The following is a 17,820-nucleotide window of genomic DNA, read 5'->3' as shown; positions in this document are numbered from 1 at the left end:
CAAAAAAAGGAGGATTACAAAAATGGATGATGATGAAATAAAAATGTGTGAAAACATATCAAAACAAATTATCACTAATGTTGAAAAATTATTAAAAGTATATGTTGGAAATCCTAAATCTGCAGAATTTGTTAAAATAGGAGCTGATGGAACACCAACTTCATATATTGATATAGTAGCTGAAAACGAAGTTATAAAAATTTTAAAAAATGCCAATTTTTATTCTTATTTAATAAGTGAAGAAATTGGAGAATTAAAATTAGGAAAAGGGACACAAAGACCAGCACATATTACTGAAGAATTAAATCCAGATACTCCTACAGTTGAATCTGATTTAGAATCTGAAGAAACTAAACCTAAATATATTTTCTTAATTGATCCTCTTGATGGAACTAACAATGCCATAAAAAACATTCCAGCATTTGGTATATCCGTAGCAGTTGCTGAAGTCCCTGAAGGTAGAGTTGCAACTCTTGAAGATGTTCAAGCAGGATTTGTTAAAAATTATTCTAGTGGTAACACATATGAAGCAGTTAAAGGAAAAGGAGCTTTAATGAATGGGGAAAAAATGGAACCCACCACAGAAACTGATTTAACTAATATCACATTAGGAGGATTTACAAAAACAAAAACTTTTTCAGCAAGTAAATTAATAGACACTGCAAGAAGAATGAGAGTTTTAGGTTCTGTAGTTTTAGAATTAACATATATTGCTAGCGGAAAATATGATGTTTTCTTAGATTTAAGAGGTAGTAGAATAATCGACATCGCTGCAAGTAAATTAATCGTTGAAGAATCTGGAGCAATAGTAACCAATAAATATGGGGAAAAATTAACAAACGAATTAAGCATTTATGAAAGAACTGTGATTATTGCAGCAAGTAATCAAGAATTACATAATAAAATCATTAATATCATTAATAATGATGAAACTAAACTCATTAAATGCATAGGAATAGTAAGTAGAGTAGATGAATATAAATCCATGTTATTTTCAGTGAAAATAATTGAATACTTACTTAATAAAGGTATTAATGTTGTTATTGAAGAAAGTTTAGCTAACAAATTAGAAGAGATTAAAATAAATCCTAATCTAAAAGGAATAATAGAAGAAACCATTGAAGAATCTCCTGAGATAAGTGAACATTTAAAAAATCTTGACTTTGATATAAACTTCGAAAAGTTATCTCAACCTCTTAAAAACTTCAAAACAGATATGGCCGTAATATTAGGTGGGGACGGAACTTTACTTAGAACACAAAACCAACTTACTAGAGAAATACCAATATTCGGTATTAACATGGGGACCGTTGGATTTTTAACTGAAATTGAAGTTAATAAAACATTTGAAACTTTAGACCATATTTTAAATGGAGATTATTATAAAGAAAACCGTACTCAATTAACAGTATCACATGAAAACCAAAGATTCCCTGCATTAAATGAAGTAGTAATTATGACAGCTAAACCTGCAAAAATGTTACACTTCGAAATCAGTGTTGATGGTGAAATGGTTGAAGAATTCAGAGCTGATGGATTAATAATATCTACACCTAGTGGTTCAACAGCATATTCCATGTCTGCAGGAGGCCCAATAGTAGATCCTAAAGTTGGAGGATTTATAATTATACCAATATGCCCATATAAATTAGGATTAAGACCATTTTTAGTTTCAGACAATAGTGAAATACGAGTAAAACTTTTAAAGAAAGGTAAAAAAGCAGTTTATGTGATGGACGGACAAATCCATAAAGAAATCAATTATATGGAAGAATTAATATTTAAAAAATCTGAAAAAGATGTTGTTTTCATTAGAACTAATAACAAATATTTTTATAAAAAAGTTAAAGATAAATTAAATGAAGGTGGAATTAGTGCAAATAGTAGAAGCCTTTAAACATTACATACTTTAAATTTGGTTGAATTATAATGAAAGCACTAGTAATAGATTTAACACATGGTGGAATTACAATTAGCATAGAATTGTCTAATCTAGGCTTTAGTGAAATTTATGCTTATGATATTTATAATACATTAAATGAAAATGAAAAATTTCAAATTGAATCTAATAATATAATATTACTAAAAAATTTAGAAGAATTTAAAAAAATTAACAAAAATATTGACTCAAATGAAAAATTTTTCATTATTTCCCCAATACATTGCCCATTAAATAAAACTGAAATTATCGGTGAAAATAATAGTAATAATAATTATATTTTTTTAACTCATCATCAAGCAGTGAAATTAATTTTAGAAAATTGGAATAAAAAACGGAAAAAAGAAAAAATTCCACTTATTGAGATTACTGGAGTGAAAGGAAAAACTAGTACTGCTTTCATTCTTAAAGAAATTTTAACAGAATATAAACAAAAATTATTATTACTTTCTAGTCTTGGAGCATTCATATTTAATGGTGATAAGAAAGTTATTCTAAAAAACGATATTAGTATAACTCCTGCAAGTATGATTGAAACAATAAAATTAAGTAAAAAAATAGTTAATCCTCCATGTAATTTTGAATTTGATGAAAAAAACGATCTAAAATTTAATTATGAATCTGTTATTATTGAAAGTTCATTGGGTGTTTCTGGATTAGGAGATATTGGTATATTAACAAATTTAGTGGAAAATTATTCTATTGCTAAAAATACATCTAACGCTAGAGAAGCTAAAAAACAAGTATTTGATTGTAAATTAATTACTATTGAATATGAAACTTTAAAAAAATATTATCCTGAAGAATTAGAAAAATTTAGTGAAAAGATTAATTCCTTTTCAACTAATCCAAAAAATGATAATGCCACAGTTAAAATAAAAAATATAAAATATTCTTTAGACAATACCATAATAAACATCGAATTTAAAGATTTGAAAACAATTAGTGGAAACCAAATTGATGGAAATTTAGAAGTTCAAACATTTGCACCAGGAAAACATAATGTTTCAAATGTTTTATGTGCCATAACATCTTGTTTATCTTTAGATATTAAATATGAAGATATTAAAAATGGTTTAAAAAAATTTAATGGAATACCTGGAAGAACTTCAAAAAGGGAGATTAATAATCAAGTGATTATTGAGGAAGTTAATCCTGGGTTAAATGTTGAATCTATAAAAATTTCTATGGATATGATTAAAAATATGGATAATTATGTAGTTATCCTTGGTGGAAAATATGGTATAACTTGTGAGGAAATTAATGAAACAGAATTAATAAAATTATTAAAAGTTAAAATTGATAAAGATAGTATTGATTTAATCTTAACTGATGAATTAGGATGGAATTTAAAAAATGAGATGGAAGTTGAAATTCCTTATTTTGAAAATTTTAAAGATGCTATTGATTTAGTTGTTAAGAATAAAAAGAATATTTTGTTAATTTATCGTTCAAAATATTCTGATTTAAATAAAAGATAAATATTATATGATTAATTAAAAAAAAAAAAAAAAAAATAAAAATTTAGGCGAAATTAGATGATAATTGGAACTAGAGGAAGCAAATTAGCTCTTGCACAAACTGAAGAAATTAATAACTCATTATCTAAGATAAGTAATGAAGAAATTAAAATTAAAATTATAAAAACTAAGGGAGATAAAATTACTAATTCTCAATTGTATAATATGGATTCTAAAGGTTTATTCACTAAAGAGTTAGACAAAGTAGTATTAGAAGAAGAAGTAGATTTTGCAGTCCATAGTCTTAAAGATGTCCCTACTGAATTAGATGAGGATCTTGAAATAATTGCCATACCCTCAAGAGAATCTCCTAATGAAGTTTTAATTTCTCAGTATAATTGGGAAGATTTATCAGATGGTTGCACATTAGGAAGTAGTAGTTTAAGAAGAGAAGCTTTCTGTAACCATTATAATAAAGGTTTTAAATTAAAACCTCTTCGAGGTAATATTGAAACTCGTATTCAAAAAGTATTAAAAGGAGAAGTTAATGCTACAATAATGGCTGAAGCTGGATTAAAACGTTTAGGTTTAACTAAATATATTAAAAAGGTATTTCCAACAGATTACATTTATCCTGCAGCAGGACAAGGAGCAATTGCTATTATTGCAAGAAAAGATTCAGACAAAAAGGAAATAATTCAAAAGTTAAATGATTATATTAGTTTCCAACAAGTGTTATCTGAAAAAACTATCCTTGAAGAAGTAGGTGTAGGATGTCAATGGCCATTAGGAGCTATAGCTTCAATGAAAAATAATGAATTAGTACTTAATTCTATATTATTAGATAAAAAAGGGGATACATTATATAAATCTTCTGTTAGTGGTTCTATTAAAGATGCGAAAGAAATAGGGGTTAAAATTGGTCGAGAAATGATAGAATACATTTAATTTTTTTAAATATAGGGATAATGTTAAAAAAACTTAGTATAAACTGAACATATTAAATTATTTAAATAAATAAAAAGTATAATGGATGAATGGTTAATTTAATATAGAACATATATTTATATATTAATATAATATTTAAGTTAAAAATTTTAGTCAAAGATACTTAAAAATTTTATTATTCAAAATTTTTTAAAAAAAAATTTGGAGGAAATGATTGTGAGAACTGTTAATGTAGGAGTTATTGGTGTTGGAGCAATGGGTTATAACCATGCCCGTGTATATTACAGACTAGAAAATGCAAATCTTGTAGCTGTATCAGATGTTAGTGAACGAACCTTAAAGAAAGTGTGTAAAAAATATGATACCAAAGGTTATAATGATATTGAAGACTTATTAAATGATCCTGAAATTGAAGTTGTTAGTGTTTGTGTACCAACCACACATCATTATAATGTGGTTATGAAAGCTATAGAACATGGAAAACATGTTTTAGTAGAAAAACCAATTGCATTCACTGAAGAAGAAGCAGAAGGAATGATTAAAGCTGCAAAAGAAAAAGGGGTTATATTAAGTACTGGACATGTTGAAAGATTTAATCCAGCAGTACAAAAAGCTAAAGAATTAATTGAAAATGATGTAATTGGAGATGTAGTATCTGCATCTGCTAAAAGAGTAGGACCATTCCCACCAAGAATAAAAGATGTAGGAGTAGCAATAGACTTAGCTATACATGATTTAGATGTAATGTATTACTTATTTGATGAAGAAGTATCACAAGTTTATGCAACTATGGGAAGTATTCTTGATAAATGTGAATATGAAGACCATGCTGAAATCATGGTAAATTTTGAAGATGTAACTGGAATATTAGAAGTAAATTGGTTAACACCTTACAAACGTCGACAAATTGAAATTACAGGAACTGATGGTATTATCTCAGTAGATTATATCGATCAAAGTATTGATGTTCATGGTAAATTTGCTCAAGACATCCAAATAAAACACGAAGAACCCTTAAAAGAGGAATTAAGTTCTTTTTTAGAATGTGTTGTTAATAATGAAAAACCAGTAATAACTGGTGAAGATGGTCTTAACGCACTTAGAATGGTTTTAGCTGCAAATAAATCTTCTAAAGAACACATACCAATACCATTAGATAAAATTTAAATTTATCATAAATAAAAGTTTAACTTAGTGATTCGATGAATACAAAACTTATAAAAAGAGCTAGTGAACTTAGAAGCCATGGATTCACTACTGGGGAAATTGCAGATGAACTTAATGTTTCTATGGATACTGCAAGATGGTTGACTCTCCAAAAAGCTGACGAAAAAAAAGAAATAAAACAACCAGCAGATTTTGCTATAAATTGGAAAAGCTTAGGTGCAAGTTCATCACGACTTAAATATATATCTGCAGCATTAGGTGATATGGCAATGACTCATGGTGAAATTGATACTGTTATTGGAGTAGCTATTAGTGGTATACCATTTTCAGTTTTAATGGCAGATTTTATAGAAGATATGGCATGTAAAAAAACATCATTAGCAGTATATCATCCAAATAAACACAAAAAAGTAGATAACAACGGAGACGGTGAAGGAGCTATAAGTAACAATTTCGGATCTGTTGAAGGAAAAAAGGTTGTTATAGTTGATGATGTCATCACTAGTGGTAAAACTATGAGAGAAGTGATTAATTCAGTTAGAGACCATGGTGCTGAACCAATTGCTTGTACTGTATTAATTGATAAAGCAGGCCTTTCAGAAGTAGAAGGAGTTCCTGTAGAATCCTTAATAAAAGTAAGTAAATTATAAATTTAATAATTTTTTACTTACTATTTTTTACTTTTTTTTATTTCTTGAAATTTATTTATTTTTAATATTTTTTGTTAAAATTGGACGGATTATAATAATTAGGTTTTTGATTCATTCCCATTTTAGAATCCATTAATTTAATGGCTTTTTTATTAATAGATACTCTTTTATTTATTCCTAATTCTTGATTAATATCTTCGATTATATTTATAAAAGTAAATCGATCAATATTGTATTTTCGATAATATTTTTTAAATAGTAAAGATTTGGTTTCTTTTCCATTTATGTAATCTTGTTTTATTTCATTTATCATATTTGGGTTAATTTTAAAAGTTTCATTTCCAGTAAAGTAATATCCTTGCTTCATTTTATTCTTCCTTTTATTTTTTCAAAATTTTTAAACTAACAATGAATTAAAGTTTTTATTTAACTTTGTATATACATAAGGAAAAAGTAGTATATAAAGTAATGTAATACGATTTAAAAATTAAACAACATAATAATTATGTTTAATTTTTATTGTATTTTTTTAATAAACTAAAGCACGTGGGGAACTATATTGAACGTTAAAAATTTAAAATTATACAAATTCTTTTTTTAAAATTAATGAAATTTTTAACGAACAATACAAAAATTCAAAAAATACTAACTTTATAATAAAATATTTGTTAAAAATAAAAATTAAGTAATTTTGTTCTACAAATAATAAAAAAGAACATAGAAAAAAGCTAAACATTAATGTTAATTAAATTATATAATTATTTTAATTTTGAAAATATTAAATTTTTTAAATTTAATCTATCTAATAAAAAATTGTTTCATTAATATAAGTAATGAATTATTAAAGTTAAAACAATTTTTTTAATAAAAAAAGTGAGTGGTGAACAAAAGATTATATGTTCACCTAAATATAAATTGTGTTTAAACGATTCCTTGTGCATTCATTGCATCAACAACACGTTTGAAACCTGTAATATTTGCACCTAATACATAGTTTCCTTCAGCATCATATTGTTTTGATGTAGAATCTAAGTCTGAGAATATATTAACCATTGTTCTTTTAAGTAAGTTGTCTACTTCTTCAAAACTCCAATGTAATTTTTCAGCATTTTGACTCATTTCAAGTGCGGATACAGCTACTCCACCTGCATTTGCAGCTTTTGCTGGTGCGAATAATATGTTATTATCTAGTAAATAATTTGTAGCATCTAAAGTAGTAGGCATGTTTGCACCTTCAGCTACAGCGAAAACACCATTATCAACTAAAGCTTTTGCATCATCAAGATTTAATTCATTTTGAGTAGCACATGGTAAAGCTACATCTGCTTTAATACTCCATACTCCTGTACCTTCGTGGTATTCAGCAGATTTTCTTTCTTCTGCATATTCTTTAACTCTTCCACGTCTAATTTCTTTAATTTCTCTTAATAATTTAAGATCAATTCCTTCCGGATCATAAATCCATCCAGATGAATCTGAAGCAGATACGACATTAGCTCCTAATTCTTGTGCTTTTTGTATTGCAAATGTTGCTACATTACCTGATCCTGATACGGATAATGTTTTACCATCTAAACTTTGACCATTTGCTTTTAACATTTCATTAGTTAAATATAATAATCCATATCCTGTAGCTTCTGTTCTAGCTAAAGAACCTCCGAATGATAATCCTTTTCCAGTTAATACTCCTTCAAATCTTTTTGTGATTCTTTTGTATTCACCGAATAAGAAACCTATTTCTCTTGCACCTACTCCAATATCTCCTGCAGGTACATCTTGAGTATCTCCGATATGACGGTATACTTCTGTCATGAAACTTTGACAAAATGCCATAACTTCTCTGTCGGATTTTCCTTTAGGATCAAAGTCAGATCCTCCTTTACCTCCACCTATTGGGAGGCGAGTTAATGCATTTTTAAATATTTGTTCAAATCCTAAAAATTTAATAATTCCTATGTTTACTGAAGGGTGGAAACGAAGTCCTCCTTTATAAGGTCCTAATGCACTGTTAAATTGTACACGATATCCAGTATTTACTTGTACTTGACCTTCATCATCTACCCAAGGGACTCTAAATTTTATTTGTCTTTCAGGGTTTACTAATCTTTCTAATACAGCATTTCTTCTGTATGCATCTTCATTTTCATCTACCACTACTTCAATTGATTTTAATACTTCATTTAAAGTTTGGTGGAATTCCACTTCACTAGGATTTTCTTTTATTGTACGGCTAATTACCTCATCAACGTATGACATAATATCCTCCATTTGAATTTATGTTATTAAAATTAATAATTAAAAAATATTCAGTATAATTTAATTATTTAATATTATGTATAGTTTCATAACTTTTATACTATTCTATTTTATACAAATTGACAAATTTTTAGAAAAATAAAAAAATCAATGGATAAAATACTCATTAAAAAATAAAAAAATAAAAAAATTCTTAGAAAAATAAAAAAAATATTGGAAAAAACTCATTTTCAAAAAATAGTAAAATATGATAAAAAAATAAAAATTAAAAAAATATTGAAAGTGGAATATTAAATTTTATAATAAAAAATTATTCACAAGATTCTTGCATTCTTAAATGAAAAGTAGCTTTATCACTTAACATTATAGTTCCAGGAATGAAAAATTCATCATATTCATCAACAATTTCTTTCATAGAACTTAATATTTCTTTACGAGTTGATCCTAATTTTGTACTATCCACATCAATAACTTTATTATTCACAAGAACTGAAAATCTTCCTTTAATAATTTCCTCTTCAACCAATTTCATATTTGTTGCTCCACTGTTTATTAATTTAATTTCAAACTATAAAAATATTTTCAATTTTATATATGATATCTTAAAATAGCGGCTATACCACCAAAAGCTCTAAATAATTGCATTCCTTCTTCAGTTTCAGTAGATATTATTTCTACATTTGAGGCTGTTTCATCTGCAAGTAAAACTAGTTCATCTATAATATCTTCAGATTTAATGATTTTCATTTTCTCATTACATTCTTTACAAACTAATTCTTCATCAGCTTCACCATTTTTTATGGTTTTACTTATTTGAAATTCACAAACAGGACATTGGTAAGTTTTTCTTTCAGAACGTAAATCTTCAGATAATAAAAGAGTATCTACCGCTCCAATTCGTAAATTTCTTCTAACTTCATCTTCCCCATAAGAAGCTAAACCTTTTTCATTAATTAATTCTTTTAAGAATCCTTGAACAATGTGTTTTTCCTTCATTACATCCATTTCATCTAAAATTCCCATGGATTTATCAATGATTTCACGAATTCCAAATTCTCCAGTATAAGAAGTATCAATAGTTGCTATTACTTTTTGTTTAATTTCATAATGAAGATATTCACCTTTTAAAAATTCTTCCTTAGTATTACCTGGTCCACCTAAAATAACACCCTTTAAATCTTCAATATCTAAAAAAGCTTGATTTACATGATCCCCAATTCTTTTTTTAAATTCATGTGCAGCTAAATCAATTACACGATCAAATCTTCTTTGTGATTGACCTCCTGCTTTATGTTTACCTGGAACACCACTAGTTAAATGTTTTAAAATTTCAATTTTTTTACCTTTTAAAGTAGCAATAGTAGATTCTTTTCTATCTAAAACTACGATACCATAAACCTCTTTTGTTTCAATCATTTCTTCTAAAGGTTCTAAATAGAAAACATTATCACAAATGTACCAATATGTTTGTATCGGTTCAGGTGGTTCAAAAACAAAGGTTTCCATTTTTTCTGTACCAGGTCCACCTTTTGGAATCATTCCAGTAAATAGTACTAAACCTTTTTCAGGAGGATGTTTAAATAATCTTATTCTTTGCATTATTACTTCAATCGCAGATTGAACATTTTTTCTAGTAGTTTTACTTTTAATATTAGAACTTTGTCCAAGTTCATCTCTCATTTGTTTTCCTACATCACTTAATTGTTTATCACGAGGGATATAAACAGATACTAATTCAGTACCTCTTCCTTTTTTTTCACCTAACTCTCGTAAAGTTCTTTTAAATTCATATAATTCTTTTGAAGATACGTCTGACAATTATTTCACTCCATATTTAAAATGATTAAAATGATTAATTTTTAATTAAAATGTTAAAAAAATATTTTTTTGAATATATTATTTAAAATCATATAATATTAATACTATTTGTACTTACTTAGATATATAATTTAATAAAAATTTCAATACTTTATTTTAATATTTAAATATCATGATTTAAATAAATATAATAGATTATTAAATTATTTAGATAAAAAAAATTTTATATTTAAATATAATTTATTAAAAAATTACGGGTGACTTGATTTAAATGAGAATAGTAGCGGCAATTGGAGGATCAATTTTAATACAAGAATTTGATTCAAAAAAATTTAAAGAATATGCTGAAATATTAAAATCACTAAGTGAAGAACATGAATTATTTATTGTTGTAGGTGGAGGTAAACCTGCAAGAGAATATATAAAAGTTGTTAGAGATTTAGAGTGTGGAGAAGCTAAATGTGATGATATAGGTATAGAAGTAACAAGAATCAATGCAAAACTTTTACTTTCTGCACTAGAAAATAAAGCATATCAAAAAGTCCCACACAACTTCCAAGAAGCTTTAGAATATTCCTCAAGTGGAAAAATAGTAGTTATGGGTGGAACAGAACCTGCTCATAGTACTGATGCAGTTGCAGCTATTTTAGCAGAATATGTTAAAGCAGACCTTTTAGTAAACTTAACTTCTGTAGATGGAATGTATAATAAAGATCCTAACAAATTTAGTGATGCAGAATTAATTAATGAAATTACTGCAAGTGATATGATGGAATTTATTAAAGGAAAAGATGTGAAAGCTGGAACTTATGAATTTTTTGACATGACAGCAATACAAATGATTAAACGTTCCTCACTAGAAACTGTAATCTGTAATGGTGATGATCCTAAAAACTTGATAAAAGCCATTAATGGCGAAAAAATTGGAACAAAAGTAATTTCAGAATAATTATATTAAAAAAAAGGAGAAAAGATAAAATGGCAGTAGAACCACATAAACATTGTCCAGTATGCGGAACCCCAATACCAATGAATGAAAAAACATGCTCCCCAGATTGTGATAAAGTTATTAAAATGAGACAAGAACAAGGAAGAAAATCTAGAGTTTTAATTTTTGTATTAATACTTGTCTTTGTTGGAATATGGGCATACATGACCTTTTTAAGATAAAAAAATCTTTTTTTTGTTTTAAAATGGTTTTAATTATTAAACTTTTTTATTTAAAAACTAAAAAATAATTCATTATTAGGTGAGAATAAAAAATGATTTTATCATCAACAAACACATTAGAGAATAAAAAGATTTTAAGATATCATGGTTTAGTTACTGGTGAATCTTTAATAGGATCTAATGTTTATAAAGACTTATTTTCCGGAGTTCGTGATGTAGTAGGTGGAAGAACCTCCAAATATGAAGAAGAAATTCAAAAAGCTAGAGAAATAGCATTAAGTAGTATGAAAGAAAAAGCTGCTGAAAAAGGAGCTAATGCTATAATTGGGCTTAAAATATCTTATAATAATCTTGGAGGAACTATGGGAAATACAATTTTAGTTACTGCTTACGGTACAGCAATATCATACAAATAACTTTTTTTAAATTGGGATTATAAAATGAAATTAAATACAGATTTGCAAAAAAGATTGGATAATTTTGGAGAGGCAACATTCTGTATAACACTTGGAACTATAGCTGGATTATTAACGTATGAATTCTGTTTAATGATTCATTTAGATATTTTTGGTTGGAATTTAGGATTAGTTTTCTCACCATTAGTAGCAGGTTATGTGGAAACTTATTTTGCACAAAAATATATGAAAGAAACCACTGGAGCTGTTAGTGCATTTATATTATTTGCTGTAACGGTAGTTTATGGATTTATTATCGCTAACCCTACTTTAGGATTTAATTTTATAACAATTGGAAGTGTGATTGTAATATTACAAGCTGCAATTCCTACTTTAATTAATTATTTTATAATAATTATAATTTTAGCTATGATATCTTATATTTCAGGGATATTTAAAAAGATAACAGGTTTTTTATATAAAATTTATATAAAAATCAAATCAAAAATAACTGGAGAAGAACTTCCAATTATAAAACCTGATAAAAATATAAACAATTTTGATGAAAATTTACAAATTGACATTAATGATTTAGGAATATTACTTTTAAGTACTACCCATTTATGGAATCAAGAAGTGATAAAGTATAATGGAATTTATGAAGGTAAAATTATTTATAAAGCTAAACGTCCTATGGGTTTTGATAAAGAAGAAGAGTTATTATTGAAAGATTTACGAAAAATTAAAGATCAAGCCATAGCGAATTTATGTAAAGAAGCAAAAAATGATGGGTGTAATGGGATTTTAGATTTAACATTAGAGTATGATATCTTAGATGGTAATGGAACAATTTGTAATGTTACTGCTCATGGTACTGGAGTAGTTATTGAAAAAAGCATAACTTGGTCTTAAATTATCATTTTAATTGCAAGAATAATTAGTAATATTGCAAATATTTCTTGTAACCTTCTTTCAGGTAATTTATGGGACAAATTTGCACCAATATATGCACATGGAATTGAAAACAAAATGATTACAAAAAAGTTTACTAAACTAACATAACCTAAGGAATAAGGTAAAGTATTTACTCCTAATCCTGTAATTATATATGAACTTACCCCACCAATGGCAGCTAATGAAATAAATACACTAGAAATACCTATTGATTCTATCATTGAAAATCCTAAAATTACAGACAGAATTGTTACAATAAATACCCCTCCACCAATTCCAAGTAAACCAGAAAGCACACCTACACTTACACCAATTAGTGCTGCAGATAATATATTGAATTTAATTTTAGGTTTAGTTTTTCCAGTTTTTTTGTTTAAAAACATGTTAATTGCAATAATTATTAAAACTATTCCAAAAAATATTTGTAATATTCTTGTAGGAGCATATGATGCTAGAAAACCTCCTAAAAATCCTCCAAATATACCAAATATACCTAAAATAATTCCTGGTTTTAAAATATTTTTTAATTCTTTATTGTGTTTATATGCTCCACTAATAGAAGTGGGTATAATTATTGCTAAACTTGTACCAAAAGATACCATTAAAGCTAGACTAGAATCTACACCTAAAGATGTTAAAAGGAAAAATTGTAGAGGAACCATTATAAATCCTCCACCTACACCTAATAAACCAGATGCTATACCTGCTATAATCCCAATGAAAATTAAACCAATAAAATAAAATAATGTGAAAATATTTATTCTCCTCCATACTAATTTTTAAATTATTTTTTAAATAAAATAAAAATGATTATATTACTTAAAGTTAATACTTTAAATAACTTAAATTTTATTCTTTAAAAAAATTATATGAATTAAATTTCCAAAATTAATACCTTTTTTAAGGATTCTGGTAAAAAATGTTTAAATTAAATAAATATCAAAAATTGGGTTTTGTTTTCATCATATTATCCATAATCCTATTTTTTTCAAATAGTGTGGATTTAATTATACGTCCCTTTTTACATTTAGTATTAATGGGTTCTTCTAAAGGTAAAGATATTTTATTTTTTGCTATTTTTGGAATATTCTTAATTTTTAGTGAAATGGAAAATTGGAATATTATAAGAAAAATACCTTGGCCAAGTTTTTTAAAAAAAGATCATGATTTTTATTTAAAAATAGGTTTTTTATTATTATTAAGTTTAGCTTTATGGGGGCTAGTTACTGAAGTAATAATAAGATATAATTTTGGTATTGGAGTTTTCACTATATTCACTTCAATGGATCCAAGTATGACTAGTACTAGTATACTTCATTCTCATGTTTATAAATCAGTATTAGGAACTTTAATTAATGCAGTATTAGTTAGTATTCCAGAGGGAATACATATTGGAAATTCATTATCTCAGTATGTTCCTTGGTATACTAAGTATTTGTTTGTTTTGATACCAGTCCTTTTCTTAATAATGTTAAAAAGTGTTCAAAATAAATCTAAGTTCAGTAGATTATTTTTATCATTTACTATGACTCTTGGATTAATTGGAGTTATGGATGGAGGTTTTTTTTCAACCCCTTGTGTTGGAGGATTATATGGATTTTTAGTAATTTATTATGATTATTCTAGCTTTACTTATTGGATTGGGAGAATATTTGGAATTAAAAAATGGGTAGAAGATGAGAAAGATAGTATTGATATTCCAAAGAAATGGAGTGAATATAAAAAAATATTTAGGGTTCTTCTTCCTCATTTAATTTTAATATTTATCATATTATTAAGGTTTTCAGTAGCATTTATTGGTTCAAATCCTGAATATTATGATGTTACTATTATGAATCCATCAGATAATTGTGATTTAAGTCAATATAATACATTAAATATTACAGAAACAGATAATAGTATACATGCACAGTTTAATTCAAATTATAATGAAATGGAATTAGAGAATAGTTTAGCTAGATCACTGCAGGGTAAATGTGATTGGTTTAGTGAAAGTTGGAATATTTATTCTTATTTATAATAAGATTATGAGAAAATTTGTATTTTATAAATTTATTTTTTAGATGATGAAAATGAAGTTAAGTATTATTATACCAACATATAACGAGGAAAAATATCTTCCAAGATTATTAAAAAGTATTAAATCTCAAAATTTTGATAGTTATGAAATTATTGTTGCAGACAATGATTCTAATGACGATACAGTCAAAATTGCTGAAGATTATAATTGTAAAATTGTTCAAGGAGGATTACCTGCAGTTGGACGTAATAATGGTGCTAAAATTGCTAAAGGGGAAATATTATTATTTTTAGATTCTGATTTAAGATTAACTCCTAATTATTTAGAAGATTTAGTAGCGGAATTTGAGGGAGAATTGTTAGGTATTGGTATTACACAAATGACTCCAATGTCTGAAAAACATAAAGATAAATTTTTACATGATATGGCTAACTGGTTCATGATAGCTGCGGAAAATATTAAACCTCATGGTGCAGGATGTTATGGAATAGTATCTAAAAGGTATTTACATGAAATTGCTGGAGGTTTTGATGAAAGATTAACATTTGGTGAAGATACTGATTATATTGAAAGATTATCTAAATTGGAAGAGTTTAAAGTTTTAAGAAAACCTAAGATTTGTGTATCCACCCGAAGATTAGAAGAAGAAGGATTATATAGTTTATTGAAGACTTATGGTAAAAGTACTATCAATGATTTTAGAGGTAAACGTACTAGTGCTGAAGAATTAAATTATAAATTTGGACATGATCCTATAACAGCATTAGAAAAAAATGATTTAGATCAAATTGCTGAAAAATCTAAAATGAATATTGGTAAAGGCACTTTTCATCAGAAACATAATCTTAAACAAAAACACCTTCCTAGTAATTTAAGTGAGGATAAGAAATTTAGAAGTATTTCTAAACTTAAACATAATACTCCTAAACATGATTATTCATCCCCACCAATTAAAAAAGGGAGTAAAAATTTAAAAAATAATAAAAGAAAAAGAATTTTTTACTCAGTTTGTGGAGAAGGTATGGGGCATGCGATTAGAAGCAGTGTTATTATTGAGGAATTAATAAAACATCATGATGTATATATTTTTTCAAGTGATAGGGCTTACAAATATTTAAACAATAAATTTGATAATGTTTTTGAAATTGGTGGATTTAACACTGTTTATGAGAATAATGCTGTTAAAAATAAGGCTACTTTTTTAAAAGCTGTTAAAGCTAATCCAACTAATTTAAAAGAGGGTTATGATGTTTTATATAAAGAATCTCAAATTGTTAAACCTAATTTGATTATTTCTGATTTTGAGAATTATGCTAGTATGTTAAGTAAATTAATTAATGTTCCTATGATTAGTTTAGATAATATTCATATGATTACCCAAACTGATTATGATTACCCAAAAAATCATGAAATGGATATGTTAGTTGCTAAAGCTGTAGTTAAAGCTTATATTATACGTCCTGAAAAACATATTTTAACTAGTTTCTTTTTCCCTCCACTTAGACACCCTGAAATTACTGCAATTTATCCTCCAGTTATTCGTGAGGATATTATGAAATTAAAACCTGAAAATGGGGATCATATTGTTGTTTATCAAACTAGTGATTCTAACATTGAGTTAATGGAAAATTTAAAGAAGGTTAAAGAGAATTTTATTGTTTATGGTTTTAATAAAGATTTGGTTGATGGAAATTTAACTTATCGTTCATTTAATGAAGATGCTATTTATGAAGATATGCGTACTGCTAAAGCTATTTTAACTAATGGTGGTTTCACAATGATTTCAGAAGCTATTTATCTTAAGAAACCTGTTTATAGTATTCCTGCTAATGGTAATTTTGAACAAATCCTTAATGGTTTTTATGTTAAAAAATTAGGTTATGGGGAATTCCATAATAAGTTAAATAATAAGTTAATTCGTAAGTTTATAAAAAATATTCCTAAATATCGTGAAAATTTAGATAAAGTTAAAAATACGGATAATTCTGCTATCTTAAATGAAGTAGAACGTGATATTCAAAAATTTAGTAAAGATTATTAAATATATATTAGTAATTTAAAAAAAAGTTTATGGGAAGTAAAATTTTTAAATGTTTATAATGTTACTCCCATGTCTAATTGTTCTGTGAGTTCTTTATAACGATTTCTTATTGTTACTTCAGTAACTCCTGCAATGTCTGCTACATCTCTTTGTGTTTTTCTTTCCCCAAGTAGTACAGAAGCTATGTATAAAGCTGCTGCTGCAACACCTGTTGGACCTCTACCTGATGTTAATCCTTTTTCCATTGCTTTTTCTATTATTTCAATAGATCTTGATTGTACTTCACCTGATAATCCTAGTTCACTTGCAAATCTAGGTACATAATCGACTGGTGATGTTGGAGGTAATTTAATATTTAATTCTCTTGTTAAGAATCTATATGTTCTTCCAACTTCTTTTTTACTTACTCTAGAAACTTCTGCAATTTCATCTAAAGTACGAGGAACTTTACATCTTCTACAAGCAGCATATAATGAAGCTGCTACAACTCCTTCAATACTTCTTCCCCTAATAAGTTTATTTTCTACCGCACTTCTGTATACTACAGATGCAGCTTCTCTTACACTCCGTGGAAGTCCTAATCTTGATGAATCTCTGTCTAGTTCACTTAATGCAAATGCTAAATTACGTTCTGTTGCTCCGGATATTCTTATTTTTCTTTGCCATTTTCTAAGTCTATACCATTGAGCTCTATTTCTAGCGGGGATATCTCTTCCATAAATATCTTTGTTTCTCCAATCAATCATTGTACTTAAACCTTTATCGTGGATGGTGTAAGTAATTGGAGCTCCTACCCGGGTACGTTTATCTCTTTGTTCATGGTCGAATGCTCTCCATTCTGGACCCATATCTACTAAATTTTCATCAATAACTAAACCGCAGTTAGCACAAACGACTTCTGCACGCTCATAATCACCAATTAAATCTTCTGATCCACATTCAGGGCATCTTGTTTGTTTTTCGGTGACTGATACATCATGTATCATTCTTTCTTTTTCAGAG

The 17,820-nt window shown here is 26.8% G+C and carries 17 protein-coding genes; 11 read left to right on the top strand and 6 right to left on the bottom strand.

The annotated features are described in order from the left end of the window. Positions 1-22: 22 nt before the first annotated feature. The 5 genes from BP997_RS06590 (at position 23) to BP997_RS06570 (ending at position 6,164) form a co-directional block, all read left to right on the top strand. Complete coding sequence (locus tag BP997_RS06590) at positions 23-1,897, top strand: bifunctional NADP phosphatase/NAD kinase (protein WP_409198656.1); 1,875 nt, start codon at positions 23-25, stop codon at positions 1,895-1,897. Between the two features lie 32 nt (positions 1,898-1,929). Next, positions 1,930-3,420, top strand: a complete 1,491-nt coding sequence (gene cfbE / locus BP997_RS06585) for a coenzyme F430 synthase (RefSeq protein ID WP_409198655.1) — start codon at positions 1,930-1,932, stop codon at positions 3,418-3,420. A gap of 57 nt (positions 3,421-3,477) precedes the next feature. Beyond that, a complete protein-coding gene (gene hemC / locus BP997_RS06580; protein ID WP_409198654.1) occupies positions 3,478-4,347 on the top strand; it encodes a hydroxymethylbilane synthase in 870 nt (289 codons plus the stop codon). Positions 4,348-4,563: 216 nt separating this feature from the next. Then, positions 4,564-5,514, top strand: coding sequence for a Gfo/Idh/MocA family protein (locus BP997_RS06575; RefSeq protein WP_409198653.1), 951 nt, complete (start codon positions 4,564-4,566; stop codon positions 5,512-5,514). Positions 5,515-5,549: 35 nt separating this feature from the next. After that, positions 5,550-6,164: an orotate phosphoribosyltransferase-like protein gene (locus BP997_RS06570; protein WP_409198652.1), complete on the top strand. Its 615-nt coding sequence runs from the start codon at positions 5,550-5,552 to the stop codon at positions 6,162-6,164. 61 nt (positions 6,165-6,225) lie between these two features. Here the strand turns inward: BP997_RS06570 and BP997_RS06565 are convergent, their stop codons facing one another. The 4 genes from BP997_RS06565 to prf1 all read right to left on the bottom strand — a co-directional run bounded on the left by BP997_RS06565 (position 6,226) and on the right by prf1 (position 10,238). Further along, complete coding sequence (locus BP997_RS06565; protein ID WP_409198651.1) at positions 6,226-6,531, bottom strand: hypothetical protein; 306 nt, start codon at positions 6,529-6,531, stop codon at positions 6,226-6,228. A gap of 554 nt (positions 6,532-7,085) precedes the next feature. Next, the gene (gene gdhA, locus BP997_RS06560) at positions 7,086-8,420 is read right to left on the bottom strand and encodes an NADP-specific glutamate dehydrogenase (RefSeq protein WP_409198650.1); all 1,335 of its coding nucleotides are present in this window, start codon (positions 8,418-8,420) and stop codon (positions 7,086-7,088) included. Positions 8,421-8,730: 310 nt separating this feature from the next. Beyond that, positions 8,731-8,952, bottom strand: coding sequence for a hypothetical protein (locus BP997_RS06555; protein WP_409198649.1), 222 nt, complete (start codon positions 8,950-8,952; stop codon positions 8,731-8,733). A 56-nt stretch (positions 8,953-9,008) separates the two neighbouring features. Further along, on the bottom strand, positions 9,009-10,238 hold the full coding sequence (gene prf1 / locus BP997_RS06550; protein ID WP_409198648.1) for a peptide chain release factor aRF-1: 1,230 nt from the start codon (positions 10,236-10,238) through the stop codon (positions 9,009-9,011). A 271-nt stretch (positions 10,239-10,509) separates the two neighbouring features. Between prf1 and pyrH the strand changes: the two genes are divergently transcribed. The 4 genes from pyrH to BP997_RS06530 all read left to right on the top strand — a co-directional run bounded on the left by pyrH (position 10,510) and on the right by BP997_RS06530 (position 12,715). Beyond that, positions 10,510-11,187 carry a UMP kinase gene (gene pyrH / locus BP997_RS06545; protein WP_413825136.1) on the top strand — a complete coding sequence of 226 codons (678 nt, stop codon included), beginning with the start codon at positions 10,510-10,512 and terminating at the stop codon, positions 11,185-11,187. 29 nt (positions 11,188-11,216) lie between these two features. Beyond that, a complete protein-coding gene (locus BP997_RS06540; protein WP_409198646.1) occupies positions 11,217-11,408 on the top strand; it encodes a DUF2116 family Zn-ribbon domain-containing protein in 192 nt (63 codons plus the stop codon). Between the two features lie 92 nt (positions 11,409-11,500). Next, positions 11,501-11,824 carry a YbjQ family protein gene (locus BP997_RS06535; RefSeq protein WP_413825139.1) on the top strand — a complete coding sequence of 108 codons (324 nt, stop codon included), beginning with the start codon at positions 11,501-11,503 and terminating at the stop codon, positions 11,822-11,824. A gap of 24 nt (positions 11,825-11,848) precedes the next feature. Further along, positions 11,849-12,715 carry a heavy metal-binding domain-containing protein gene (locus BP997_RS06530; protein ID WP_413825142.1) on the top strand — a complete coding sequence of 289 codons (867 nt, stop codon included), beginning with the start codon at positions 11,849-11,851 and terminating at the stop codon, positions 12,713-12,715. Here BP997_RS06530 and BP997_RS06525 read toward each other — a convergent pair. Continuing rightward, on the bottom strand, positions 12,712-13,476 hold the full coding sequence (locus BP997_RS06525; RefSeq protein ID WP_413827075.1) for a sulfite exporter TauE/SafE family protein: 765 nt from the start codon (positions 13,474-13,476) through the stop codon (positions 12,712-12,714). The genes BP997_RS06530 and BP997_RS06525 overlap by 4 nt on opposite strands. Positions 13,477-13,676: 200 nt before the next feature. Here BP997_RS06525 and BP997_RS06520 point away from each other — a divergent pair, with 200 nt between their 5' ends. Continuing rightward, complete coding sequence (locus tag BP997_RS06520; RefSeq protein ID WP_413825145.1) at positions 13,677-14,777, top strand: hypothetical protein; 1,101 nt, start codon at positions 13,677-13,679, stop codon at positions 14,775-14,777. Between the two features lie 52 nt (positions 14,778-14,829). Continuing rightward, entirely contained in the window at positions 14,830-16,818 is a 1,989-nt protein-coding gene (locus BP997_RS06515) for an MJ1255/VC2487 family glycosyltransferase (protein WP_413825147.1), read from the top strand. Positions 16,819-16,871: 53 nt separating this feature from the next. Here BP997_RS06515 and BP997_RS06510 read toward each other — a convergent pair whose 3' ends face one another. Then, positions 16,872-17,804, bottom strand: a complete 933-nt coding sequence (locus tag BP997_RS06510) for a transcription initiation factor IIB (RefSeq protein ID WP_409199069.1) — start codon at positions 17,802-17,804, stop codon at positions 16,872-16,874. Positions 17,805-17,820: the final 16 nt, after the last annotated feature.

Source organism: Methanobrevibacter sp. UBA412 (genome assembly GCA_002495685.1).
Lineage (GTDB): Archaea > Methanobacteriota > Methanobacteria > Methanobacteriales > Methanobacteriaceae > Methanobrevibacter_A > Methanobrevibacter_A acididurans.
This window is presented reverse-complemented; position numbering and strand designations above follow the sequence as displayed.